The 21,567-nt window shown below is 68.2% G+C and carries 22 protein-coding genes and 1 pseudogene; 15 read left to right on the top strand and 8 right to left on the bottom strand.

The features are described 5' to 3' along the window. Positions 1-289 precede the first annotated feature (289 nt). Together ACTMTI_RS41440 and ACTMTI_RS41435 are read right to left on the bottom strand one after the other, a co-directional pair. Positions 290-772 carry a nitroreductase family deazaflavin-dependent oxidoreductase gene (locus ACTMTI_RS41440; RefSeq protein ID WP_441126265.1) on the bottom strand — a complete coding sequence of 161 codons (483 nt, stop codon included), beginning with the start codon at positions 770-772 and terminating at the stop codon, positions 290-292. Between the two features lie 68 nt (positions 773-840). Further along, positions 841-1,686: an SDR family oxidoreductase gene (locus ACTMTI_RS41435; protein WP_441126264.1), complete on the bottom strand. Its 846-nt coding sequence runs from the start codon at positions 1,684-1,686 to the stop codon at positions 841-843. 256 nt (positions 1,687-1,942) lie between these two features. On the opposite strand from ACTMTI_RS41435, the gene ACTMTI_RS41430 reads away from it, so the two are divergent. The 3 genes from ACTMTI_RS41430 (at position 1,943) to ACTMTI_RS41420 (ending at position 4,248) form a co-directional block, all read left to right on the top strand. Beyond that, on the top strand, positions 1,943-2,902 hold the full coding sequence (locus ACTMTI_RS41430; RefSeq protein ID WP_441126263.1) for a helix-turn-helix domain-containing protein: 960 nt from the start codon (positions 1,943-1,945) through the stop codon (positions 2,900-2,902). A 315-nt stretch (positions 2,903-3,217) separates the two neighbouring features. Then, the gene (locus ACTMTI_RS41425) at positions 3,218-3,385 is read left to right on the top strand and encodes a hypothetical protein (RefSeq protein ID WP_441126262.1); all 168 of its coding nucleotides are present in this window, start codon (positions 3,218-3,220) and stop codon (positions 3,383-3,385) included. Between the two features lie 242 nt (positions 3,386-3,627). Further along, positions 3,628-4,248, top strand: coding sequence for a recombinase family protein (locus tag ACTMTI_RS41420; protein WP_441126261.1), 621 nt, complete (start codon positions 3,628-3,630; stop codon positions 4,246-4,248). Positions 4,249-4,319: 71 nt separating this feature from the next. Here the strand turns inward: ACTMTI_RS41420 and ACTMTI_RS41415 are convergent, their stop codons facing one another. After that, positions 4,320-4,748, bottom strand: coding sequence for a MerR family DNA-binding transcriptional regulator (locus ACTMTI_RS41415; protein WP_441126260.1), 429 nt, complete (start codon positions 4,746-4,748; stop codon positions 4,320-4,322). Between ACTMTI_RS41415 and ACTMTI_RS41410 the strand changes: the two genes are divergently transcribed. The 4 genes from ACTMTI_RS41410 (at position 4,735) to ACTMTI_RS41395 (ending at position 8,824) form a co-directional block, all read left to right on the top strand. Further along, positions 4,735-5,145 (top strand): NADPH-dependent FMN reductase, encoded by a 411-nt coding sequence (locus tag ACTMTI_RS41410; RefSeq protein ID WP_441126259.1) that lies wholly within the window; start codon positions 4,735-4,737, stop codon positions 5,143-5,145. The two genes, ACTMTI_RS41415 and ACTMTI_RS41410, sit on opposite strands and share 14 nt — an antisense overlap. 87 nt (positions 5,146-5,232) lie before the next feature. After that, positions 5,233-5,427: a hypothetical protein gene (locus tag ACTMTI_RS41405; RefSeq protein ID WP_441126258.1), complete on the top strand. Its 195-nt coding sequence runs from the start codon at positions 5,233-5,235 to the stop codon at positions 5,425-5,427. Between the two features lie 12 nt (positions 5,428-5,439). Further along, positions 5,440-6,912: a DHA2 family efflux MFS transporter permease subunit gene (locus ACTMTI_RS41400; protein ID WP_441126257.1), complete on the top strand. Its 1,473-nt coding sequence runs from the start codon at positions 5,440-5,442 to the stop codon at positions 6,910-6,912. A gap of 676 nt (positions 6,913-7,588) precedes the next feature. Then, complete coding sequence (locus tag ACTMTI_RS41395) at positions 7,589-8,824, top strand: IS110 family transposase (protein ID WP_441126256.1); 1,236 nt, start codon at positions 7,589-7,591, stop codon at positions 8,822-8,824. A 153-nt stretch (positions 8,825-8,977) separates the two neighbouring features. Here the strand turns inward: ACTMTI_RS41395 and ACTMTI_RS41390 are convergent, their stop codons facing one another. Then, positions 8,978-9,685, bottom strand: a complete 708-nt coding sequence (locus ACTMTI_RS41390; RefSeq protein ID WP_441126255.1) for a helix-turn-helix transcriptional regulator — start codon at positions 9,683-9,685, stop codon at positions 8,978-8,980. A 49-nt stretch (positions 9,686-9,734) separates the two neighbouring features. Here ACTMTI_RS41390 and ACTMTI_RS41385 point away from each other — a divergent pair, with 49 nt between their 5' ends. Both ACTMTI_RS41385 and ACTMTI_RS41380 read left to right on the top strand, forming a co-directional pair. Further along, positions 9,735-10,427 carry an alpha/beta fold hydrolase gene (locus ACTMTI_RS41385; protein ID WP_441126254.1) on the top strand — a complete coding sequence of 231 codons (693 nt, stop codon included), beginning with the start codon at positions 9,735-9,737 and terminating at the stop codon, positions 10,425-10,427. Positions 10,428-10,668: 241 nt separating this feature from the next. Beyond that, positions 10,669-10,833: pseudogene (locus tag ACTMTI_RS41380) on the top strand (response regulator transcription factor); the annotation flags it as partial. A 38-nt stretch (positions 10,834-10,871) separates the two neighbouring features. Here ACTMTI_RS41380 and ACTMTI_RS41375 read toward each other — a convergent pair. After that, positions 10,872-12,038, bottom strand: a complete 1,167-nt coding sequence (locus tag ACTMTI_RS41375; protein ID WP_441126253.1) for an acyl-CoA dehydrogenase family protein — start codon at positions 12,036-12,038, stop codon at positions 10,872-10,874. Positions 12,039-12,278: 240 nt separating this feature from the next. After that, positions 12,279-13,481, bottom strand: a complete 1,203-nt coding sequence (locus ACTMTI_RS41370) for a hypothetical protein (protein ID WP_441126252.1) — start codon at positions 13,479-13,481, stop codon at positions 12,279-12,281. Positions 13,482-13,707: 226 nt separating this feature from the next. On the opposite strand from ACTMTI_RS41370, the gene ACTMTI_RS41365 reads away from it, so the two are divergent. The 3 genes from ACTMTI_RS41365 (at position 13,708) to ACTMTI_RS41355 (ending at position 15,778) form a co-directional block, all read left to right on the top strand. Beyond that, the gene (locus ACTMTI_RS41365; RefSeq protein ID WP_441126251.1) at positions 13,708-14,292 is read left to right on the top strand and encodes a hemerythrin domain-containing protein; all 585 of its coding nucleotides are present in this window, start codon (positions 13,708-13,710) and stop codon (positions 14,290-14,292) included. Between the two features lie 86 nt (positions 14,293-14,378). After that, positions 14,379-14,927 (top strand): DUF2243 domain-containing protein, encoded by a 549-nt coding sequence (locus tag ACTMTI_RS41360; RefSeq protein ID WP_441126250.1) that lies wholly within the window; start codon positions 14,379-14,381, stop codon positions 14,925-14,927. After that, positions 14,924-15,778, top strand: a complete 855-nt coding sequence (locus tag ACTMTI_RS41355) for a cytochrome c oxidase assembly protein (protein WP_441126249.1) — start codon at positions 14,924-14,926, stop codon at positions 15,776-15,778. The genes ACTMTI_RS41360 and ACTMTI_RS41355 overlap by 4 nt, the downstream gene beginning before the upstream one ends. 68 nt (positions 15,779-15,846) lie before the next feature. Here the strand turns inward: ACTMTI_RS41355 and ACTMTI_RS41350 are convergent, their stop codons facing one another. After that, complete coding sequence (locus tag ACTMTI_RS41350) at positions 15,847-16,662, bottom strand: SDR family oxidoreductase (RefSeq protein ID WP_441126248.1); 816 nt, start codon at positions 16,660-16,662, stop codon at positions 15,847-15,849. 153 nt (positions 16,663-16,815) lie between these two features. Between ACTMTI_RS41350 and ACTMTI_RS41345 the strand changes: the two genes are divergently transcribed. From ACTMTI_RS41345 to ACTMTI_RS41335, 3 genes are all read left to right on the top strand, one after another. Continuing rightward, positions 16,816-17,103, top strand: a complete 288-nt coding sequence (locus ACTMTI_RS41345; protein WP_441126247.1) for a hypothetical protein — start codon at positions 16,816-16,818, stop codon at positions 17,101-17,103. Positions 17,104-17,307: 204 nt separating this feature from the next. After that, the gene (locus ACTMTI_RS41340) at positions 17,308-18,471 is read left to right on the top strand and encodes a beta-propeller fold lactonase family protein (protein ID WP_441126246.1); all 1,164 of its coding nucleotides are present in this window, start codon (positions 17,308-17,310) and stop codon (positions 18,469-18,471) included. Positions 18,472-18,803: 332 nt separating this feature from the next. After that, positions 18,804-19,616, top strand: coding sequence for a class I SAM-dependent methyltransferase (locus tag ACTMTI_RS41335; RefSeq protein WP_441126245.1), 813 nt, complete (start codon positions 18,804-18,806; stop codon positions 19,614-19,616). A gap of 65 nt (positions 19,617-19,681) precedes the next feature. On the opposite strand, the gene ACTMTI_RS41330 is transcribed toward ACTMTI_RS41335, so the two are convergent. Continuing rightward, on the bottom strand, positions 19,682-21,019 hold the full coding sequence (locus ACTMTI_RS41330; protein ID WP_441126244.1) for a pentapeptide repeat-containing protein: 1,338 nt from the start codon (positions 21,017-21,019) through the stop codon (positions 19,682-19,684). Positions 21,020-21,567: the final 548 nt, after the last annotated feature.

Here is a 21,567-nt window from a genome sequence, read left to right as displayed (position 1 = left end):
CTCCGTGTCGTAGCGGTCGTCAGGCCCGGGTCAGCTGCCGTAGGTGCAGCCGGCGGCGGCCTCCGCCCCGGCCCGGGTGCGGGGCGTGTTGCTCAGGCGTGGGCGTCGTCGTAGGGCAGGCTGCCGACGACATCGACGCCTTGGCCGTTGGTGATGCGTATGGCTTCCTCCAGGTAGCCGGGCGCGTACTGGCCGTCCGTGGGGGATTTCGAGCCGGCCGCCGGCAGCTGGGGCCCGGATTGCCAGGGCCAGGCGGCGGAGATCCGTAGGCTGAACGGGCTGTGCCACGTCAGTGCTTTTGGGCCGCCGGCTCCAGAACGAGGACCGGGATCTGGCGGTCGGTGTTCTTCTGGTATTCGGCATAGTCCGGGAACGCCTCGACGGCTCGAGCCCACCACACGGCCTTCTCGTCCCCGGTCACCTCGCGTGCCAGCATGTCCTGGCGCACCGGGCCGTCCTGGAGCTCCACCCGGGGGTCCGCCACCACGTTGTGGTACCAGACCGGGTGTGTGGGGGCTCCTCCCATGGAGGCGACCACGGCGTAGGCGCCGTCGTGCTCCACCCGCATGACGGGAGTCTTGCGGATCTTGCCGCTTTTGGCGCCCATGGTGGTCAGGATGACGACGGGCAGGTCCCGCAGCTTCTCGTCTTCTTCACGTGAAACCAGGACACCCAGCGTCGTCCCTTGCGTACCGCCGGAGCTTTCGTACAGCTCCACCTGGTCACGCACAAACTGCGCCCTGCTCGGCTCGTACTCGCCTTTGAGTGGCATGTTGCCTGCCTCCATGCTGTCGAAGATGCACCCGGCTTCCGCCTCGGCCGGGGTGCGGGGCGTGTTGCTCAGGCGTGGGTGTCGTCGTAGGCCAGGCTGCCGCCCAGCTCGCGGGAGGCCTCGGCCTGGGCGAGGAGTTCCTTCGCTTTGGTCTGGGCGGCCTCGATGGCGTCCGCGCCGGCGACGAAGCGCTGCAGTGGCTTGTCTTGGTCGGCGATGGTGAGCAGGGCGCGGGCGAGCTTGGCGGGATCGCCGGGCTGCCGGCCGTTCATGCTCTTCATGCCCTCGATCCTCAGGGCGGTCCGCGGGGCGTAGTCGTCGATGGACAGCTCGGGCCAGGTGGTGGAGCCGTCCACGAGGAGTTCGGTACGGAAGTAGCCGGGCTCCACGACCGTGGTGTGGATGTCGTACGGCTCGACGTCGTAGTGCAGGGACTCCATCCAGCCCTCTTCTGCGAACTTGGAGGCGGCGTAGGCGGAGGTGAATTCCATGCCGACCAGTCCGGCGGTCGAGGTGATGGTGATGATGTGGCCGGCGCGCTGCCGACGCATGAGCGGCAGGACGGCGCGGGTGACGTTCATCGGGCCGAAGAGGTTGGTCTCGAACTGCTGGCGCATCTGCGCGGGCGAGATCTCCTCGAAGTAGCCGGTGAAGAGGTTCCCGGCGTTGTTGATGAGGACGTCGATGCGGCCGAAGCGGTCGACGGCGGCCTGCGCGGCGGCTTCGGCGTCCTCGGGGCTGGTGACGTCGAGCTTGGTGACCAGCAGGTTGTCCTGGGGTCCGCCGAGGGTCTTCTCGACCTCTTCGGGGCGGCGGCCGGTGGCGACGACCCGGTGGCCGGTGGCGAGGGCCTCGCGGGCGATGTCCGTGCCGAGACCGCGTCCGGCACCGGTGACGAGAATGACCTTGCTCATGGGGTTCCTCATGTCCTTCAGGCGCCGTGATCCGGCACCCGGTGTGCGGTGGTGATGCGTGGTGTCCGTCCCGGCGGCCGGCCGGGCAGTGGGTGGGAGACGGGCGGCAGAAGCGCCGCCGTATCCGGCCCATTCACCCCGCCGTGGGCGGTGCACCATCAACAGAACCGGTTGTCGCGGGAGTGTGGGAGTCCCTGATGAGGGGGTCACTGAGAGGGACCCCCAGGCAGAGGGACGCGCTCGTAGAGTGGAGTACATGGCAGGCGGAAACGACCCTTATGGCACTAATCGCGACATTCGTGGTGATTTTCGTGCGGAGATCCGGGAATTCCTGGGCACGCGACGGGCCAAGGTCACCCCAGAACAGGCCGGACTGCCCGCCTACGGCGGAGAGCGCCGGCGGGTCACCGGGCTGCGCCGCGAGGAGGTGGCACTGCTCGCGGGCATCTCCAGCGAGTACTACACCCGGCTGGAGCGCGGCGACGCCACCGGCGTCTCCGAGAGCGTCATCGAGGGCATCGCGCAGGCGCTGCAGCTCGACGAGGCCGAGCGAATCCACCTGCTCGACCTCTTGCGCGGTGCCGGCACGACCCGTCCGCCGCGCCGCCGGCCGGCCCAGGAGCGCGTCCGGCCCGCGGTGCAGCGCGTCCTGGACTCCATGACCGGCACGCCCGCGTTCGTCCTCAACGGACGCGGGGACATCCTGGCCGCCAACCCCCTGGGGCGTGCGCTGTTCTCCCCGGTCTACGCCGACCCGGTGCGGCCGCCCAACAACGCCCGGTTCGTCTTCCTCGACCCGCGTGCGACCGAGTTCTTCCGCGACTGGGACAAGGTCGCCAACGACACGGTCGCCATGCTGCGCGCCGAGGCCGGCCGCGATCTCTACGACCGGCGGCTGACGGACCTGATCGGGGAGCTGTCCACCCGCAGCGAAGAGTTCCGTCGCCGCTGGGCGGCCCACAACGTCCGGATCCACACCACAGGCGTGAAGCTCCTCCACCACCCGGTCGTCGGCGACCTCGACCTGCCGTTCGAGACCTTCCCGCTGGGCGCCGACCCCAGCCAGTTTCTCCTCACCTACACGGCCGAGCCCGCGTCATCCTCGCAGGACGCCCTGAACCTGCTGGCCAGCTGGGCCGCGACCAACGACGACATCGACGAGTACACGTCGGCCAACGACGCCGAGTCGGGGGAGTCAGCCGAGACACCCGACTGACGGCCGGCACACTGCGCACCGCAATCGGCACCTGACGCCGGTCGGCCTCGTGGACCTTGCGGACGTCGGGGGCCCAGTCGGTACGGCAGCCGTATCGTTGTGATCATGGTGCAGTCGTCGCTGGTGGCAGAGGCGGGCGCTTTGCCAGGGGGGCAGACCAAGTACGGGAGAAAGGGACAGTCGTCCACTCCCACCTCGGTGTCCACGGCGCCTACACCTTCGCCATGCCCGACCTCGCTCCTGGCGGCATCCGCGACCCGGATGCCGCCGAGATCTGACCAGCGTGGCGGAACAGAGGGTGGCAACGTGGAAGCCATGAACGAGACACCGGACTCGGCCGTGGCGACCTACGAGGACCTGCTGCGCCAGACCCGCCGGTTCCACCAAGAGCTGGAGCGGTACCACGGGATAACCCGGCGACAACTCCAGGAGGAGTGGAAGACCGTCCATGCCGCGATCTACGTCGGGCTACACCACCGATGACGAGTCCGGCCAGGTGGCAGGACGGGCCGCGCTGGATGCCGCCCGCCAGATCCGGGCGCGGTGGATCCCAGATGCAGACGACCTTCTGTAGCCGGGTCCGGCGCGTTCATCTAACGACCGTTTGACGAACGCAACCAAGGACACGCGGCCGAACGGGGACCTCCGTGCGCCGTGTCCGGTTCGGATGTTCATTTTGCCGTTCATCTTCGGTCGTCCCCTGCTACCGTTCAGGTACCTCGCGCGTGACGTTTGATGAACGGAGGCGCTTCGCCGTGGCGCTCATCGGACTGGTCCGGGTCAGCACCGACAAGCAGAAAACCCAGCGGCAGCACGACGCCCTCGATCCGATCTGCCTGAAGGTCATCGAGGAGAAGGCCAGCGGCAAGCTCGCCACCGCTGATCGGCCCGACCTCCTCACCGCGCTGTCCTACATCCGCGAAAGCGACCTGCTGACCGTCCAGGAAGTCGACCGGCTTGGCCGCAACCTCCTGGAAGGACTGATCGTCCTCAACGACCTGTTCCAGCAGGGCATCGGCGTCAAGGTGCTGGAGGGCATCGCCGCCGGCGAGCACACCGAACGCTCCTTCATCCTCGACCTGGCCCTCGCCCTGGCCGAGGACCGCCGCCGCGACATCGTCCGCAAGACCAGGAACGGCCTGGAGACCGCCCGAAGGCAAGGCAAGGTCGGAGGCCGCCGCCCTGTGGTCGACGACGACAAACGCGCCGCGATCCTCGACCGTCGCCGGCGCGGGGAATCCATCCGCACCATCGCCGCGGGGGTGAAGGTCTCCGTCGGCGTTGTCCACAAAACCCTCGCAGCCGCTGCCGAGGGCAACCCCACTGACCAGCCCCCAACCCTCTGAGGAGCACGCCGCTCATCGACCACTACCCGCGACCCTGAGTCTGAACGAGGGCGGAGTCGCCCAGCCCAGGGTCAGTCCGGGGGGATCAGGGTGTCGAGGTTCGCCCCAATATCGCAGAGCTTGTCACCGGTTCTGATCTCTGCGAGGAAGGCCTTGAGCTGCGCCACGCGACCCTCCGCTTCGGCGATCAGCTGATCGGCAATCCGATCCCAGTCGTCAATCTCGGGGTTGGCGGGAAGATCGGCGAACAGGTCGGCGATCTCCCGCACTGTCAGACCGACGCCTTGGGCGAGCTTGGCGATCTGGATGCGGCAGGCCGCGGACTCGTCAAAACGGCGCTGGTTGCCCGAGGTGCGCACCGCGGTGATCACGCCGTACTTCTCGTAGAACCGAACGGCCGAGGGCGCCACGCCGCTCTCAGCGGCGACGTCGCTGACCGTGAACTCCCCGCCCGCAGGAACGGCCAGAGGAGGGGCGGGTCGCGGTGTGGTGATCGTCATGGACTCCACGCTATGCCCGATCCAGTTTGACTTCAACATATGTTTAACCCTCAGGGTGATGGCTGTGACCACACAGACACAGCACCCAAGCAGCCCATTCACCACCTCGGCGTCGGCGCGGAAGCGGATCGCGGTGATCTCCTCCAGCGTCCGTGACGGACGGATGAGCCCGACCATCGCCGACTGGGTCGTCGCCGCCCTCGACCAGGCCGGCGGCGCCGAGGTCGACCTGATCGACCTGATCGAGATTTCGCTGCCGGACGACAGCCAGCTCTACCCCGGCGGCGGGCCGGGAACCGCGGTGGGCGAACGTATCGAGGCCGCCGAGGCGTTCGTCTTCATCACGCCTGAGTACAACCACTCCTACCCTGCCTCGCTGAAGCGGCTGATCGACTAGCACTACCGGGAGTGGAAGCTCAAACCCGCCACGATCGTCGCCTACGGCGTCCAGGGCGGGCACGCCGCGATCGAGCACCTGCGCGGGGTGCTGGCCGAGCTGAACATGATCACCACCCGCCGATGCATGGGCTTGCCCGCCCCGTGGGAGAGCCTGGACGACGCCGAGCGTTACGCGCCCGCCGACAGTGTGACCAAGGCCCTGACCAGCGCCCTGGCAGAGCTGAGCTGGTGGTCCGATGTGCTCACCGACGCCCGTGCCAACCGTCCCTTCCCCGCCTGAGAGAAACTCCGCATGGATACGCGCGCACGCAGCACCGGACTGGTCCTGGCCTTCGCCGGACTGCTGGTCATCATCGACACAACCGTGACCATCGTCGCCCTGCCGGCGATCGTCACCGACCTAGAAACCACACTGCCCCGAGGCGCCTGGATGACCACCGGGTACATCCTCGGGCTGATCGCGGTCATCCCGCTGACCGGGTGGCTCGCCGGCCGGTTCGGAGATCGCCGTGTCTACCTCGCCGGCCTGACGATGTTCGTTCTCACCTCGGTCGCTGCCGGGTTCTCCCCGAACGTGGAAACCATGATCGCCTTGCGGGTGCTCCAGGGGCTGGGCGGCGGTGTGCTGAACCCCCTCGGAACAGCGATCGCGATGCGCTCAGTGCCCAAGGACTATCGAGGGCGGATCATGAGCCTGGTCGGGCTGCCGATCCTCATCGGCCCGGCCCTCGGCGCACCCTTGACCGGTCTGCTGATCGATGCAGCCTCCTGGCGGTGGCTGTTCTGGATCAACCTACCCCTCGGCGTCCTCGCCCTCATCCTGTGCCTGCGCCACCTGCCCGCCCCTCAGCGCAGCGAAGACCACGCCCGCGTGGACTGGCCCGGCCTGGTCATGGTCACCACCGGATGCGTCGGGCTGGTGCTGGCCTGCACCTCCATCGGCGACTCGGGGCGCGTCACCCTGACAACGGGCGTCTCGGTCCTGGCCGGGCTCGCGCTACTGGCCGGGTTCGCCCGCCGCAGTCTGAGCATCGCACACCCGCTCGTGCACGTCCGGCTGCTGGCCCGCCGCGAGATCGCCGCGGGTGCCGTGATCACGTTGTGCTTCGCGGGCGGCTACTTTGGAGCCAGTTCCATCCTCCCCGCCTTCGTGCAGGGAGTCCGCGGCGACCCGGTCTCAGTCGCCGGCATCCTCGCCGTTCCCGCCGGCCTGGCCGTCGGGCTCACCCTGCAAATCGCCACCCGTCTCATCGACCGCATCCATCCCCGCCGCGTCATCATGCTCGGCACCGGCACCGCCCTGACCGGCGCCGTCACTCTGGGCATCGCGCTCAGCCTCGACGCTCCTTACCTGGTGATCGGTGCGCTGAGCATTCTGGTCGGCGTGGGCTCAGGTGCCACCCTGATGCCCACCATGGTCGCGGCGACCCGCAGTCTCGACGGACCCGAACTGCCCCAGGCCTCCACCGTGCTCGCCTTGTTCTCCCAACTCGGCAACGCCTTGGGCACCGCCCTGGTCGCATCGACCATCACGCTGCTCATCACCGCCCGCGTCGACGGCCTCGACCCCGACGGGCATGGTGGTCTGGCCGCCATCGTCGCGCTCGAACCGGCCGAACGCGCACCGCTGGCCCACGAGCTCGCCAGCACCATCGGCCTGAGCTACGCCACCCCCGCCACACTCATCCTCGTCGCCTTCGTGGCCACCATCTGGGGCATGCGAACCCCGGCACCCGAACGCACGAGCCGCCCATTGGTCCGGTGAGCTTGTGGCTACCCCCTTCCCAGGCAGATCATCTTGCCCGCGTTGAACCCAGCGCTCTTCGAAGTGACCGGCATGTTGGATTGCTGAAGGAGGTGCCTGATGAGGGCGTAGGGAAAGATGCCGGGGCTGATCCCAGATGAGTTGACAGTGGCCGGGAAGCAGCTTTCGGCGGAGTCGGCCTTTTAATGGAGTGGAGGGGAAACGCCGACGTACGACACGTTCGACTGAGTCTGAGTGAGATTCTCGAGAAGGAAATATCCGCAGGTGACGAACGTGCCTGACAACCCCAGATCACGTGTCGGGCATGATCGTCGGGAACGCACTTGCCTGGCAGGCCTGACGCCGTTGCGGCACCGTAGATGACCCCACCCGGGCCGGGGCCGACGGCACCAACGGCTAGCAGCTCAGCACCCTCACTGTCCCTGATGAGTTCTGGGGAGTAAGCCATCCGGCAGACTCCGTGGTGGATGGTGGCCGTCGGCAGGTGAGCACTTACTGCCCCTGGACTTCCAGTCCTGGAGAAAGATCGTGCCCCTGCCGATCGGCCGGGAGAGTTGATCGCTGATGGGATGTCGTGCCCGCCCGCCTGTGGCGTGAGCACTTGCTTCATTAGGTCGCCGATGGTTCTCCCGCAGGCTGCTGACCAGAGAAAACGAAGACATCCACGGGAGGACGGGTGCGACTGTTCGTAGGAGACGATTGGGCCGAAGACCACCACGATGTGGAGCTGATGGACGCCACCGGCAAGCGGCTGGCCAAGGCCCGGCTGCCGGAAGGCGTGGCGGGTATGGCCCGGCTGCACGCGCTGATCGCCGAGCACCTCGGTGCGGACGCCGAGGACGAGGCCGCCGGCCAGGTGCTGATCGGCATCGAGACCGACCGGGGCCCGTGGGTGCAGGCGCTCGTGGCGGCCGGGTACCAGGTGTTCGCGGTCAACCCCCTTCAGGCATCGGAATACCGCAAGCGGCATGTGGTGTCGGGGGCCAAGAGCGACGCCGGTGACGCCCACGTGCTGGCCGACATGGTGCGGACCGACTCCCACCAGCTGCGCCCTGTCGCCGGCGACAGCGACCAGGCTCAGGCGATCAAGGTTGTGGCGCGCATGCACAAGAGGTTGATCTGGGAGCGCGCCCGGCAGGGCCAGCGGTTGCGGCACGCGCTGCGTGACTACTTCCCCGCCGCCCTGACAGCCTTCGACGACCTGCACGCCCCTGAGGCGCTGGAGCTGCTGGCCAAAGCACCCGATCCGGCCGCGGCCGCCCGGCTGTCGCTCGCCCAGATCAGCGCGGCGCTCAAGCGCGCCCGCCGCCGCGGTGACCTGGCCGCCAAGGCCGCCGGCATCCAGGCCGCCCTGCGCAATGAGCACCTGGGCCAGCCCGCCGTGGTCAGCGCCGCCTGCGCCGCCTCCGTGCGGGCCTTGATCGCTGTCCTGACCACCCTGAATGAACAGATCCACGTCCTGCAACAGGAGGTCGAGGCATATTTTGGGCAGCACCCGGCCGCTGAGATCATCTGCTCCCAGCCCGGGCTGGGGCCGATCCTCGGCGCCCGGGTGCTCGCAGAGTTCAGCGACGGCCCTACCCGGTACGCCAGCGCCAAGGCCCGCAAGAACTACGCCGGCACCAGCCCCATCACCCGCGCCTCAGGCAAGAAGAAGGTCGTCGCGGCCCGCTACGTGCACAACGACCGGCTCATCGACGCCCTGCTCACCCAGACCGCCACCGCGATCCGCTTCTCGCCCGGGGCCCGCGCCTACTACGACAAGCAACGCGATCGAGGCCTGGACTACAACGCCGCTCTTCGTCAGGTCGCCAATCGCCTGGTGGGCATCCTGCACGGCTGCCTCAAGACCGGCACCCTTTATGACGAGGTCGCGGCGTTGGGACATCACGCTGAATCGGTCGCTGCTTGACATTCAAGCTCCAGGGATGTCTTTCTCCCGTACTTGGTCTGCCCCCCTGCCATGCCCGAGGGGCCGTCCGCGCCGACATGCCCGCACCACATGACACTTTCAGTAGTCAAACCGTTGCGTGAAAATGGCCTCGGTGACAGCGACTCGCCGGGATCACGTCGCCAGTCGGTCCCGGACGGAGGCCGCCGTCGGGGGAGGTGTTCCGAGCTCTTCGACGGGTATGTCGATGGCGGACTGGGCCGTGAGACACGCGCGTTCGATCCGATCGAGGCGGAACCACCGGATGGCCTCGCGCCGGTGGCAGCGCGCCACGAGGAACCAGTGCCCCGCCGTGAACGCGAGCAGCTGGGGGTCAACCCGGCGCGTTGTCGGCGCACCGTGACGATCGCGATAGTGCAGCGAGAGGACCCTGCGCTCCTGAAGGGCAAGTTCGATCGCGTTGCGTCGGCGCGGGTCAGCTGCGTCGGCAGTGCTGTGGTCGATCCAGATCCGCTCGGTCAAGGCGTCCGCGTGCTGCCGCGCCTGCGGGTCCATCACCGCCAGCACCTTCACCAGGGCAGCTCGGGCCTGCCTGTCGAAGGGTTGTCCCCGGTGTGCCGCGATCGCCGCGGCGAGCGCGGAGGCTTCGGCGGCGGTGAAGTTCACCGGTGGCAGGGTGGCGGCAGGATCGACGACGTATCCGCCAATCCGGCCCATGCGCGCCCAGACTGGGAACCCGCCCTGTTGGAGGGCGGAGATGTCGCGTTTGACGGTGCGGACGCTGATCTCGAATGCGGTGGCGAGCTGTTCGGCAGTACGGCCTCGGGGACCGGCACGGCGAAGATCTTCGCGGATCGCGTAGAGCCGGTCGGTGCGGTTCACGCATGAATGGTGCCATAACGGTGACATTCAGCGCGTCCAGAATGGGCGCATGACACAGTTGCGAGAACCGATCCTGTTGTTGAGCGGTGCTGGTCTTCCCGTCTGGATCTGGGACCAGGTGCGCGAAGAACTGGCCGCATCGCACCAGACGGTGGTCGCCGAGCGACCGCGTCATGATCGCGCTTCGCTCACGGAGTACGCCGCCGCGGCACTGGATTCGGCACCATGGGAGCGGTTCGCGGTCGTCGCGCACTCCAGTGGCGGGACCGTCGCAGCGGAAATCGTCACCCTCGCACCTGACCGGGTGGGCGCGTTCCTGGCGGTCACGGCAGTCGTGCCGAAGCCGGGTCGCAGCTTCGTCGCGTCGATGCCGTTGCCGAACCGGCTCGTGCTGAGCCTGGCGATGCGGCTGGCCGGCACCCGACCGCCCGATGCCGCTATCCGGCGAGGCGTGGCCAGCCGGGTCGATACGGAGACGGCCGACCGCATCGTGGCGGAGTTCAACCCCGAGTCTGTGCGTCTCTACCGGGACACGCTGCAAGGCGGCGGTTTTCCCGAGCGTCGAGGCTACCTCTCCACCAGCCAAGACGCCGAGCTCCCCATCGGACTGCAACAGCGATTCGCGCGCAACCTCGACGCGAGCTGGAATGAATCCCTCGACAGCGGACACCTGCCCATGCTCGAAGCGCCCGACGCTCTCGCCCGGCGAATCGATGACTTCCTCGCCAACAGACCCAGTTGACCGAGAGTCCGGGCGACGCCGGCCGATCACGACACCTGGGTCTGGACCCGCCCGGACCCATCAGGCGGCGGACCGCCGGCGGGAGCACTTCGTCCGGGAGATGCTGCAAGACCTGGACGGGCCGGTAGAGGTCATCTGAAACCGCTATCACGACCGGTGAGACACCGGCCGCCGCTCCCTGCTCGCGCACGATCCGGAGGCCACTCACCACCTCGTGATCCAGGACGACGTGCGGGGGTTGATGCTGGAGCACGTGTCGGCCGGTCACCCCGTGGTACTGAGGCTGGTCGCGGCCGGGCTGGGCAATCAGGTGATCGCCCAGCGCCTGCACCTGTCAGGGAAGACCGTCCGCAACCGGGTCAGCAGCATCTTCGCCAAGCTCGACGTGGCCAACCGGGTCGAGGCGATCGTCAAGGCCCGCCAGGGCGGACTGACCTGTCACCCTCACGGCTCCAGGGCGAAGAGCATCCAGGACTCACCCGGAGCCAGGCCGGCCAGCTCGCGACCGCACTCGGCGAGCGACTGCGGGCCCGAGGTGATGTGCGCGGTGCCGGCGTGGACGTCCCTGAACAGCCGCTGGATCAGCCCGTCGCGCAGTGCCGACGTGCCACCCGACGCGTAGACGAATCGGGCCACCTCGGCGACCGTCGACGTGACGTGGTTGAGCGCGAGCCGCACCATCGTCTCCTCCCGTACGTCGAGCGTCCGGCCCGAATCCAGGGTGCCTTCCGTGTCGTCCCACGTCTGGCGCACCAGGGCCTTCGCCGCGCGGAACTTGGCCTCGGCACGGGCGAAGCCGGTGTGGAAGGCGTCACTGCCGGCGAGCTGGCCGGGCCGCCCGGCCCGCGCCCCGACGTGGCGGATCAGCTCGTCGAGCAGCCGGCGGCCGACGCCGAGTGCCCAGCCGGTGTGGGCGATCAGCGCCTGATCGACTAAGCCGAGCCGGTAGAGCGCGCCTCCCCGTAGCGGCTCGTTCTGCGAGAAGACGTGCGTCTGCGACTCCGGTACGAAGGCGCCGTTGATGGCGTAGTCGATGCTGCCTGTCGCGCGCAGGCCCAGGACGTCCCAGTTGCCGAGCATCTTGACGTCTTCCATCGGGGTGATGAAGATCCGGCCCTCGCCGGTGCCCTCGATGACGCCCAGGCTGTGGGCGTACTGGGAGTGCAGCATGCCGGAGGCGAAGCCCCACTGCCCGCTGAGGCGGAAGCCGCCGTCCTCGCGTACGGCGGTGCCCGGCCGGGTGCCCTGGCCCGCGATGAGCGGCATCCGCGGGCCTTTGAAGATCCGCTCGACGGCCTCGTCGCCCAGGTAGGCGCCGGCCGTTCCGTTCTCCAGTGTGGTGGCCATGACCACCCAGCCCGTCGAGGGGTCGGCGTAGGAGAGCTCCTCGAAGACGGCGATCAGTTCGGTGGGGGACAGCTCGGCGCCGCCCAGCGGCACAGGCACCCATATGCTGAAAAGTCCTGCCTCGTGCAGGGCGTCTACCACGGGGGTGGTGAGCCTGCCCTGCGCTTCCGCCTGGGTCGCCTCGCGCTCGATCAACGGGCGCAGGTCGCGGGCTCGCTCCAGCAGGGTGGTGCCGGCGGTGTGCAGTCGCGGCGTATCGCTCATTTCCAGGTGCTCCTGTTCGTGATCGTCGGCGCTCTTATTCCGTCAGATCACGTAAGTGCCGCGTTGTCCAGAGCCGGTACCCGTCGAAAGCCCGGGCGAGCAAATCCAGCATCGCCGCGTACCGCCGGAGCGCGATCCCGCGAAGCGATCACCCTTGTTCGAGGACTGTCTGCACCACGTGCCGGCCGACGACGGCTTCTCGCCGCAACCGGCCGGCGTCCGGGTGGTCCATGTTGGGCGTCAGCGGTTGAGCGCCAGACTGTGGACCGGGTGCTCGCCTTCGGTCTGCAGACGGTACTCCTGGCCGGACTTGGCGCGGTTGTCGTCGATGACCCGCTCGGACGGCGGCTTCTCGCCGCCCATGAGGGCGTCCTGCATCTTCTCGAACCGCTCGTGGGCCTCCTGCACGTAGCCGCTGCCCAGGGTGGTGTAGTCGATCTGGGTGGCGATCAGGTCCCGGATGTAGGACTTGTTCGGCTCGAACGTGACCGGGGCGGGCAGCTCGGGGGCGCACACCTGCTGCGGGTCGCGGCCGTCGTGCTTCTTGAACAGCTCGGCGGCCAGCCGCAGGTGCTCCAGCTCCATGTTGAGATGCAGCTCCCAGATCTGCTTCACCTTGGGATCGGACTCCGTCTCCATGAACGAGTGGTACAGGTAGCACTCGTTGTACTCGTGGTTGAGCAGCATCTCCCACCAGCTCTCACCCGGATCGACGAGTGACTCGTAGTGGGTGACGTGCTCTTCTTCGATCAGGCCGATCTCCTGGTAGAGCTGGCGCGCGATCGGCTCCATGTAGGTCGGGCCGACGTTCATGTAGAAGTTCATGGTCTGCTGCTCGGCCGACATGATGGTGAGCGCGTGCAGTTTGCTGATGGGCGCGGTGCTGCTCCTGTCGTACGGCTCGCGCACGTTGTCCCGGGCGTCCCGGTGGTGCCGGATCGTCGGCCGCCCCGGCATCACCTCGGTGAGCCCGTCGACGATCTTCTCGGCCTTGCGGTGCTCGATCATCTCGTACAGGTTGGCGTACCGGTAGAGGTGGTCGAAGTCCTCCAGCACCCCGAACTGGTAGGCCTGCCGCAGGTAGGAGTCCGGCTCCATCCGCGCCACCCACGCGGTCAGGTCGACGGCGACCTGCTCGTAGGCGATGGTCGTCTCCAGCACCGAGGCCAGGCCGGGCAGCAGCCAGTTGACCACCTTCTGCTGCTGGGCCTCGATGTAGCGGACCCGGGCGAGCTGCTGTTTGAGCTCGGCGTCCGGGCAGTGGCGGGCGAGCTGATGGCTGAACATGATCGCCTCGACCTCGATGCCGTTCATCGTGATGATCCGGCACCGGGTGTACGGATCGGCGTGATCGGGGTCGATGGGCGTGACGTTCAGCTCGCGCCAGTTCCGCAGTTGTCTGTCCAGCGGGATACCCCGCTCCTGGAGCGGATTGAAGGTCATGGTCGGTACTCCTTCGGGTTGCCTGATAGCGCCTGGCCGCCTGCCTTGCCGGATCAGGCCTCCGGACGGCGGCCGTTCCCGGGGAGGCATGCGGATCCGGCCTACCCGGGGAGTGCGGGGGCAATCTCTGCACCGCATCCACGAAAGGGCTGGAGATGGCAAGGGCGGGCGTGGCGGGTCGTCGCGCGGGTAGGCATCGGGCCGTACTCCAGGGGAAAGGATCATCATGACCGCTCAACGGACGGCGCCGGAGAAGATGGGTGAGGCCGACGTCATCGACCTGCTGCTGGCCCAGCACGCCATGATCAGGGACCTGTTCGACGAGGTCGAGCAGGCACCCGCCGCTCAGCGCGGCGAGGCGTTCACCAGGCTGGTGCGGCTGCTGGCCGTACACGAGACGGCCGAGGAGGAGATCGTCCACCCCTACTCCCGCGTCAGGATCGACGGTGGCGACGGCGTCGTAGAAGACCGCCTCACCGAGGAGAACAACTCCAAGCAACTGCTCATGGAAATGGACCAGGCCGGGCCCGACGCGCCGGATTTCGCCGAGAAGCTGGCCGTGCTGCGCGCCGCCGTGGAGACGCACGCCCGCAGCGAGGAGCGCTACGAGTTCACCGCGCTGCGCGGCCACACCACGGTCGCCGAGCGGCGCACCCTGGCGGTCGGGGTCAAGGCGGCCGAAGCGATGGCGCCCACCCACCCGCATCCCGGCACCGAGTCCGCCATCAAGAACGTGCTGATCGGCACGCCTGTGGCGATGATGGACCGGGCCCGCGACGTGATCCGCCAGGCCATGGGCAAGAAGCCCTGAGTGGACCCGCCGGGTATGCCGTCGGCGGCTGCCCGCCCGCACGGTGACTGAGGCTGACGGCTCTTCGAGCTGGCAGGAGGTGTCTGGTGGAGACCAGAAGGCGCCGTACGGCGGGCGCGCGGCAGGACATCGCCGTTCCCGGCACCATCCTGGGGATCGGCCTGGGCGGGTTCGCCGACGGCATCCTGCTGCACCAGCTGCTGCAGTGGCACCACATGCTGAGCAGCACCGACACCGACAACATCGGGGTGCGGTATTACCCGCCCGACACCGTGCCCGGCCTGCGGATGAACACCGTGTGGGACGGGTTGTTCCACACGTTCACCTGGCTGTCGGTGCTGGTGGGGCTCGGGTTGCTCTACTCGCGAGTCACCCACTCCCGCGGGCGGGTTTGGAGATCACGAGCCCTGTGGGGATGGATCCTCGTCGGCTGGGGCCTGTTCAATCTCGTGGAAGGCATCATCGATCATCACATCCTGGGCATCCACCACGTGCGCACCGGCCCGTACCAGACCTGGTGGGACCTGGGCTTCCTGGTGCTCGGCCTCCTCCTGATCGCCGTGGGATGGGCACTGCAGCGCGGGGCGAGAGTGATCGAGCCGGGCCGCGACTCCGGCAGCCCCTCGCCCTCGTGACGGCGCACCACGGCGACGGCCTGCTGCCCGTCGCCCTGGCGGCCCTTGCCGCGACCGGATACGTGCTGGCGGCCCTTGTCGCCGCCGGATACGTGCCGACGGCCCTTGTCGCGGCCGGATGCGTGCCGACGGCCGGCCACCCGCGGCGCCGGGCGCGCGGATGGAGCGCCTGGCGCACCCTGAGCTTCGTCACCGGATGCGCGTTGCTCGCACTCGCGCTGACCGGTCCGATCGCCGGGGCGGCCGCCCACGATTTCCGCGGGCATATGGTGCAACACCTGCTCATCGGCATGCTGGCACCGCTGGCCCTGGCACTCGGCGCTCCCGTCACCCTGCTCCTGCGGACGCTGCCCGCCGCCTACGCCCGCCGTCTCGCCGCTCTGCTGCGGTCTCGTGCCTTCCGCGTTCTCGGCGCCCCGGCCACTGCGCTGGTGCTGTCCGTGGGCGGCATGGTCGTGCTGTACGCGACGCCCCTCTACCGGCTCACCACGGCGAGCGAGCCGCTGCACCACCTGGTGCACCTGCACTTCCTGCTGGCCGGCTACCTGTTCTCCTGGGTGATCGCCGGCCCCGACCCGGCCCCGCACCGCCCGCCGGTGCCGCAGCGGCTCCTCGTCCTAGGGGTGGCCATCGCGGTCCACAGCGGGCTGTCCCAGCTGATGTACGCCGGGCTGTGGGTCGATGTGCCGGCGCCTCCCGACCAGCTCCGAGGCGCCGCGGAGATCATGTACTACGGCGGGGACATCGCCGAGCTGCTGCTCGCCGTGGCGCTGGTGGCCACCTGGCGGCCCCGGCGGGCCGCGAGAGCCGAACGAGGACCGGCGGCAAGCGCGTCGCCGCCGGTACGGTGATGGCCGGTGCCGACCATTGGCGCGCTTGTCACGACATGCGGGCCGCGTGCCGGTAAAGGCCGGCGTTGTCACCCATGGCGCCAGTCGCCTGAAGTGAGCGCACCCGCGGCCTGCGGCCCCATCAGCCCGAGACCGCCGTCGATGAACAACGTCGCCCCCGTGATGTAGGAGGCGGCGGGACCGGCCAGGAACGCCAGTGCGGCGGCGACCTCACGAGCGTCGCCCGGCCTGGCGATCGGGTAGCCGGGCCTGCTGCCGGTCTGGGGTAGCTGATCTTCCTGCCCGGTCATCGGCGTGGCGATCTCGCCGGGCGCCACGGTGTTGACGGTGATGCCGTACTCGGCCAGCTCCAGTGCCAGGACCCGGCTGAGCATCCGCAGCCCGCCTTTGGCCGCGCAGTACGGCCCCGCTCCCACTCTCGGAAACTCCTCGTGCACGCTGGTGACGTTGATGATCCGGCCGCCCCTGCGGGACTCGACCATGCGCCTGGCGGCTCGTTGCGCGCACAGGAACGCCCCGTCGAGGTCTACCGCGATGACCGAACGCCAGCGCTGGTAGTCCATGTCAAGCAGCGGCTCGGCGGTACCGGTTCCCGCATTGTTGATCAGCACACCCAGGCCGCCCAGTTCGTCGGCCAGGTCGTCCACCACCCGTGCCGCCCGCTCGGGGTCGGTCAGATCGTGGCGACGTACCGCCGCCGCCCGGCCCGATCCCTTCACCAGCTCCGCGGTCTCCGCTGCACCGTCCCGGTCGGCGTGGAAGGTGATGCCGACGTCGAAGCCCTGCTCGGCCAGGGCCACAGCGGTGGCCTTGCCGATTCCGGAGTCCGCTCCCGTGACGACGGCGACCCGGTCATATCCCTCGCTCATGATCTCTCCCCGCATGACGGTACGTCTCCTTCACCTGCCCCGATGACGCGGCGATGTCCCCATCGCGCGGCGACGATTTCGCGGTGCCGCCCACGGAGAGCGGGGGCGGTTTCCGCGCGGCCTGTGGCACCGCCGGCCAGCCATGTTCGGCTGCATCAGGGGAAGAGCATGCGTCTGCACAGCGTGACGGCGACTCTCACCGAGATCGCCCAGCTCACCATGACCGCGCAGCACGACCCGCCGCCGAGCCCCGGCCGGGACGCGGCCGAACGCATCGTGGACGACCGGCCGCGGCGCCGGGGCTGGAAGAACCTCGACCAGCACCCGGCGCGGCGCCCCGTGGTGCTCGGCCCCGAGCTGCGCAATACAACACCGGGGCCGGGGCCGCTACGGACGCGTTGGCCATGGTCAACGCCACGTCGTCCCAGATTGACCAGAGTGCGGCCTATCCGATGAGTGGATCAAGTTATCGGTTACGACCACCAAGTCGGTGCGCCGCTGCGCGGGACGGTCTGCCCTGCGGACGTAAAAGGGCCCCTGGTCATCGTCGATGTGGAGGTCCCCGTGTTCACGTATTGGATCGGGAACAGCCGAAAAGATCGCCATGCTGGAGTGCAGGGTCGGTCTGATCGGTGTGGGTTGTCCCGCGTCGTTCGGCTGATGGTGGCCGCGGTGGTCATCATGGCCGGCTCGGCGGCGCCGACGCCGGCTGCGGCCGTCGCACAGGTTCGGCAATTCGCCTACGTCGCCAACGAATCCTCGGACAACGTGTCGGTGATCAATACCGCGACCAACACCGTCATCGCCACCATCCCCGTCGGCGACCGCCCCTTCGGGGTGGCCATCACCCCTGACGGCACCCGCGCCTACGTCACCAACTCCAATTCGAATAGCGTGTCGGTGATCAATACCGCGACCAACACCGTCATCGCCACCATCTCCGTCGGCGACAGCCCCCTTGAGGTGGCGATCACTCCTGATGGCACCCGCGCCTACGTCACCAACATCGCTTCGGATGACGTGTCGGTGATCTACACTGCGGACAATGTCGTCAGCGCCACCATCGGCGTCGGCGACATGCCCTTCGGGGTAGCGATCACCCCTGACGGCACCCGCGCCTACGTCACCAACAGCGTCTCGGACAACGTTTCCGTGATCCGCACCGCGGACAATGTCGTCAGCGCCACCATCGGCGTCGGCGACCGCCCCGTTAGGGTGGCGATCACCCCTGACGGCACCCGCGCCTACGTCACCAACAACACCTCGGATGACGTGTCGGTGATCTACACTGCGGACAATGCCGTCAGCGCCACCATCCCCGTCGGCGACCGCCCCTTCGCGCTGGCGATCACCCCTGACGGCACCCGCGCCTACGTCGCCAACGAAATCTCGGATAACGTGTCGGTGATCCGCATTGCGGACAACACCGTCAGCGCCACGATCGGCGTCGGCCTCGCTCCCGGCGGGGTGGCGATCACCCTCAACCCCCACGCCTACGTCACCAACTTCAATTCGAATAACGTGTCGGTGATCAATACCGCGACCAACACCGTCATCGCGACCATCCCCGTCGGCAGCAATCCTGTCGGAGTGGCCATCTCGCGTCTCGTCAGCGGCGTCCGACCTGGGCCGCCTGGCCGACCTGGCATCAAGATCAAACGACCCGTGGGCCAGCAGAGCCGAAGCCGGCGTCCGCGTCACAGCCAGAGCCGAAGCCACCAGAGTCAAAGCCAGGACAGCAAGGTGATTTTTTCCGGGCCACGTTGGGCCCACGGCCACGGCGCCACCACCCGCAAGACCCGCGGGCACCTCGACCCCGCTTGACTTCGAAGCGCTGAGATGAGCCGGCCCGTATTCCACACGTCCGATGATCCCCGGCTGGCCGTACTCGATCGTCGCGGCGCTGGAGACCGGCCGCACGTCCTGGACCACGCTGCTGGATGCGATCCGTGGAACCGGGCGCCGACGTCGCCGCGGTGACCGCCATACAGCTACGCGATGTGATCGAGCGACTCATCCAGGCCGGACAGCCGGCCGCCACCGCGTTCTTCACCGCCCTGCACACCCTGGCCGGCCCGCGTCGAGCAGGAGACCGGCATGCGGCTTGCCGCTTTCACCCGCCGCTGGGCGGGGGGCGGGGATGTAAGGTGTCTGCCGTGCATGATGATGTCTACCGTTACAACGAGGAACGCTGGCAAGCTCTTGTGGCGGCGGACGCCTTGTTCACCCGTCCCATGCTCGACCTCGACAAGGAAAAGGCCCGGGCTTATCTGGGCCTGGAGAAGCTGGGCATTTCCGACAACCTGGCGGGCCGGAAGGTGCTCTGCCTGGCGGGAGGAGGTGGGCAGCAGTCGGTGGCCTTCGCTCTGCTGGGGGCCGACGTGACGGTTTTCGACATCTCCTCCGGGCAGTTGGAGCGTGACCGCTCGGCCGCCGAGCACTACGGCGTCGGCATCCGTACGGTCCAGGGGGACATGCGGGACCTGTCGGCCCTCGACGACTCGTCGTTCGACCTGGTCTGGCATCCGTACTCGCTGACGTTCGTCCCGGACTGCCGGGTTGTCTTCCGCGAGGTCGCCAGAGTCGTCCGAGAAGGGGGCCACTACTACCTGATGTGCGCCAATCCCTTCTTCTCCGGGCTCACCCACGACTCCTGGAACGGGGACGGCTACACGCTCAAGCAGCCCTACACGGACGAGGCCGCGACCAGTTATCCCGACCAGGAGTGGGTCTACGACCGCAAACCGGACGGCCACCTTGTCCGCGAGCCCCGGGAGTACAGGCAGACGCTGAGCCGCATCGTCAACGGGCTCGTCGGGGAGGGCTTCATGCTGACGTTCCTCCTCGAAGTCCAAGGCGGCCGTGACGCGGAACCGGGGAGCTGGGAGCACTTCATGATGGTGGCCCCGCCCTGGCTGGAATTGGCCTGTCAGTACCGTCCCGGCTCCCTCGAAGGGCGCGGGGACTGACGCGGGCCGTCAGTGGTTCCCTTCAGTGACAGACCGGCACCGCAGCCTGGCTCAACGCTGTTCGGTCAAGACGAGCGAGTGGGAGAAGTGGTGACCATCTCCCCGATGACCCGGCCGGTGTAGGCGGGGGCCCCTGCGGGGAGCTTGGTCTCGTCGTCGGTCTTGGCCGCGTTCAGGTTCGCACCCCTGAGGTCCGCACCTGTCAGGTCCGCGCCCTTGAGGTCCGCACCCGTCAGGTCCGCCCCGCGTAGGATCGCCTTGCGCAGATTCGCTTTGCGCAGGTCCGCCCCACTCAGGCTCGCCCCGCTCAGGTTCACGCCGCGCAGGTCCGCCTGGCGCAGGTCTGCGTTGAACAGGTCCACCCCGCTCAGGTCCGCCCAGCTCAGGTCCGCCCTCCTCAGGTCCGCCTCGAACAGGTCCACCCCGCGCAGGTCTGCGCCGTTCAGGTCCGCCTCGCTGAGGTTCGCCATGAACAGGACCGCGTGCCGCAAGTCTGCGCTGTCCAGATACGCCCGGTGCAGGTCGGTGCCGGACAGGTCGGTATGGGCCAGGTTGGCCCCGCTCAGGTGGGCCCCACGCAGGTCTGCCCGGCTCAGGACGGCGGTGCCGAGGTTGAGGCCGCTCAGATCTGCGCCTGGCACACGGATGCGCGCCAAGTTGCAGCTGCAGACCCAGTCGTGCCCGAGCTCGGTGTTCGGCGCATCGTAGACGCTGCCGAGCACGGTCAGGGCCATCTGCACGTCGGTGGCCGGCTGCCCGAGCAGCCGGGCCTGTGACATCGAATCGTGCTCGCGCACGTACGCGGCCATGACATCGACGGTCGTCACACGATCGCGTTGAGAGTCCTGCGCCAGGCGTTGCAGCGTGTGGATCGCGTCCAGGCGGACCTCGATCTTCTCGGAACCGAGCTGCTCCACGGCTTGGATGTACCTGTCGATGCTCCGCTCTTCCTGCGGGGCCTCCGTGGACCTGACGTCGATGTAAACCAGGGTGCCTGCGGCCAGCAGCAACCCGAGGACGATGCCCCAGGTGCTCATCCGCTGAAGCAGCGTCCCCGGTTCGGCGATGAGCGCGTCGAAGGATCCCTCAGGCGGGCGGGCCTCGATCTCCTCCGGCGTGAGCGGCCGCAGGCCGGGGCGGCGACGCAGTTGGCCGGCGAACCAGCAACCGACGCCGATCAGGAGGGTGGCGGCCGCGAGGATGGTGAGCGCCACGGTAGGGAGATCCGCTGCGGAGTACGGCGGCACCATGTAGCGGGGAAGCCGCTCCATGACCGGTCGCCACCAGGCGGTGCCGGGTGCGCCGGTGAGCAGGCGGAAGGTCACGGTGGCGATGACGATGATGACGACCACGCTGATCGACCAGATCAGGGCCCGCCGCAGACGCGCTTGCCGTGAGGTCACAGCAATCATTCGACCTGAAGGTGGGCGCCGAATGTAAGCCTTTCGACGGAACTGTTACTTCGGTGACTCGTCGAAGGTCAGGGCCGGTGAACAGGAGTGAGCGGCGGCCGGGACCGGGCTCGCGGACAGCGCCCGGCCCGCTTTGTCTCTGCCTGCCGCAGCAGCGTGGCGGGCCGGCTCGAACAGCAGGGGAGCGCGTTCAGGCGCCCGCAACGGTCCGCGTTTCCTGAAATCCGAGGTGGCGGCCAGTAGAGCAGGCTCTTTCAGGCTTTCCGTCCGAGATCCAGCTAAGCCCGAGACGGCCCATATCCATATCGGCGGGGGCCGACGGCGAGGCAGGCATCATGTCGACTCGGTGAATTCGGCCCGGGTAATCGGCGCACTAAAGCACTTCGACTTCCGTCCGCACATGAACGGTACGAACCCGAATGTGTTTCTATTTTCGTTTCCGGTCGATAAGGTGAAGCCCTGCCATTCCGTATGCGAAAGGGCGACGATGATCGAGTCATTGTTCGATCAGGACTATTTGCGTGACCCGCATCCAGTCT

Origin of the sequence: Nonomuraea sp. H19, from assembly GCF_052068215.1 — a bacterium.
In the GTDB taxonomy this organism is placed as follows: Bacteria; Actinomycetota; Actinomycetes; order Streptosporangiales; family Streptosporangiaceae; genus Nonomuraea.
This window is presented reverse-complemented; position numbering and strand designations above follow the sequence as displayed.

Bases quoted from the DNA above. Each gene is read 5' to 3' on its own strand.
- ACTMTI_RS41370 (WP_441126252.1), bottom strand. From the start codon at position 13,481: ATGACCTTCAATCCGCTCCAGGAGCGGGGTATCCCGCTGGACAGACAA.
- ACTMTI_RS41345 (WP_441126247.1), top strand. From the start codon at position 16,816: ATGCGTCTGCACAGCGTGACGGCGACTCTCACCGAGATCGCCCAGCTC.
- ACTMTI_RS41425 (WP_441126262.1), top strand. From the start codon at position 3,218: ATGAACGAGACACCGGACTCGGCCGTGGCGACCTACGAGGACCTGCTG.
- ACTMTI_RS41375 (WP_441126253.1), bottom strand. From the start codon at position 12,038: ATGAGCGATACGCCGCGACTGCACACCGCCGGCACCACCCTGCTGGAG.
- ACTMTI_RS41430 (WP_441126263.1), top strand. From the start codon at position 1,943: ATGGCAGGCGGAAACGACCCTTATGGCACTAATCGCGACATTCGTGGT.
- ACTMTI_RS41435 (WP_441126264.1), bottom strand. From the start codon at position 1,686: ATGAGCAAGGTCATTCTCGTCACCGGTGCCGGACGCGGTCTCGGCACG.
- ACTMTI_RS41385 (WP_441126254.1), top strand. From the start codon at position 9,735: ATGACACAGTTGCGAGAACCGATCCTGTTGTTGAGCGGTGCTGGTCTT.
- ACTMTI_RS41365 (WP_441126251.1), top strand. From the start codon at position 13,708: ATGACCGCTCAACGGACGGCGCCGGAGAAGATGGGTGAGGCCGACGTC.
- ACTMTI_RS41400 (WP_441126257.1), top strand. From the start codon at position 5,440: ATGGATACGCGCGCACGCAGCACCGGACTGGTCCTGGCCTTCGCCGGA.
- ACTMTI_RS41440 (WP_441126265.1), bottom strand. From the start codon at position 772: ATGCCACTCAAAGGCGAGTACGAGCCGAGCAGGGCGCAGTTTGTGCGT.
- ACTMTI_RS41340 (WP_441126246.1), top strand. From the start codon at position 17,308: ATGGTGGCCGCGGTGGTCATCATGGCCGGCTCGGCGGCGCCGACGCCG.
- ACTMTI_RS41415 (WP_441126260.1), bottom strand. From the start codon at position 4,748: ATGACGATCACCACACCGCGACCCGCCCCTCCTCTGGCCGTTCCTGCG.
- ACTMTI_RS41350 (WP_441126248.1), bottom strand. From the start codon at position 16,662: ATGCGGGGAGAGATCATGAGCGAGGGATATGACCGGGTCGCCGTCGTC.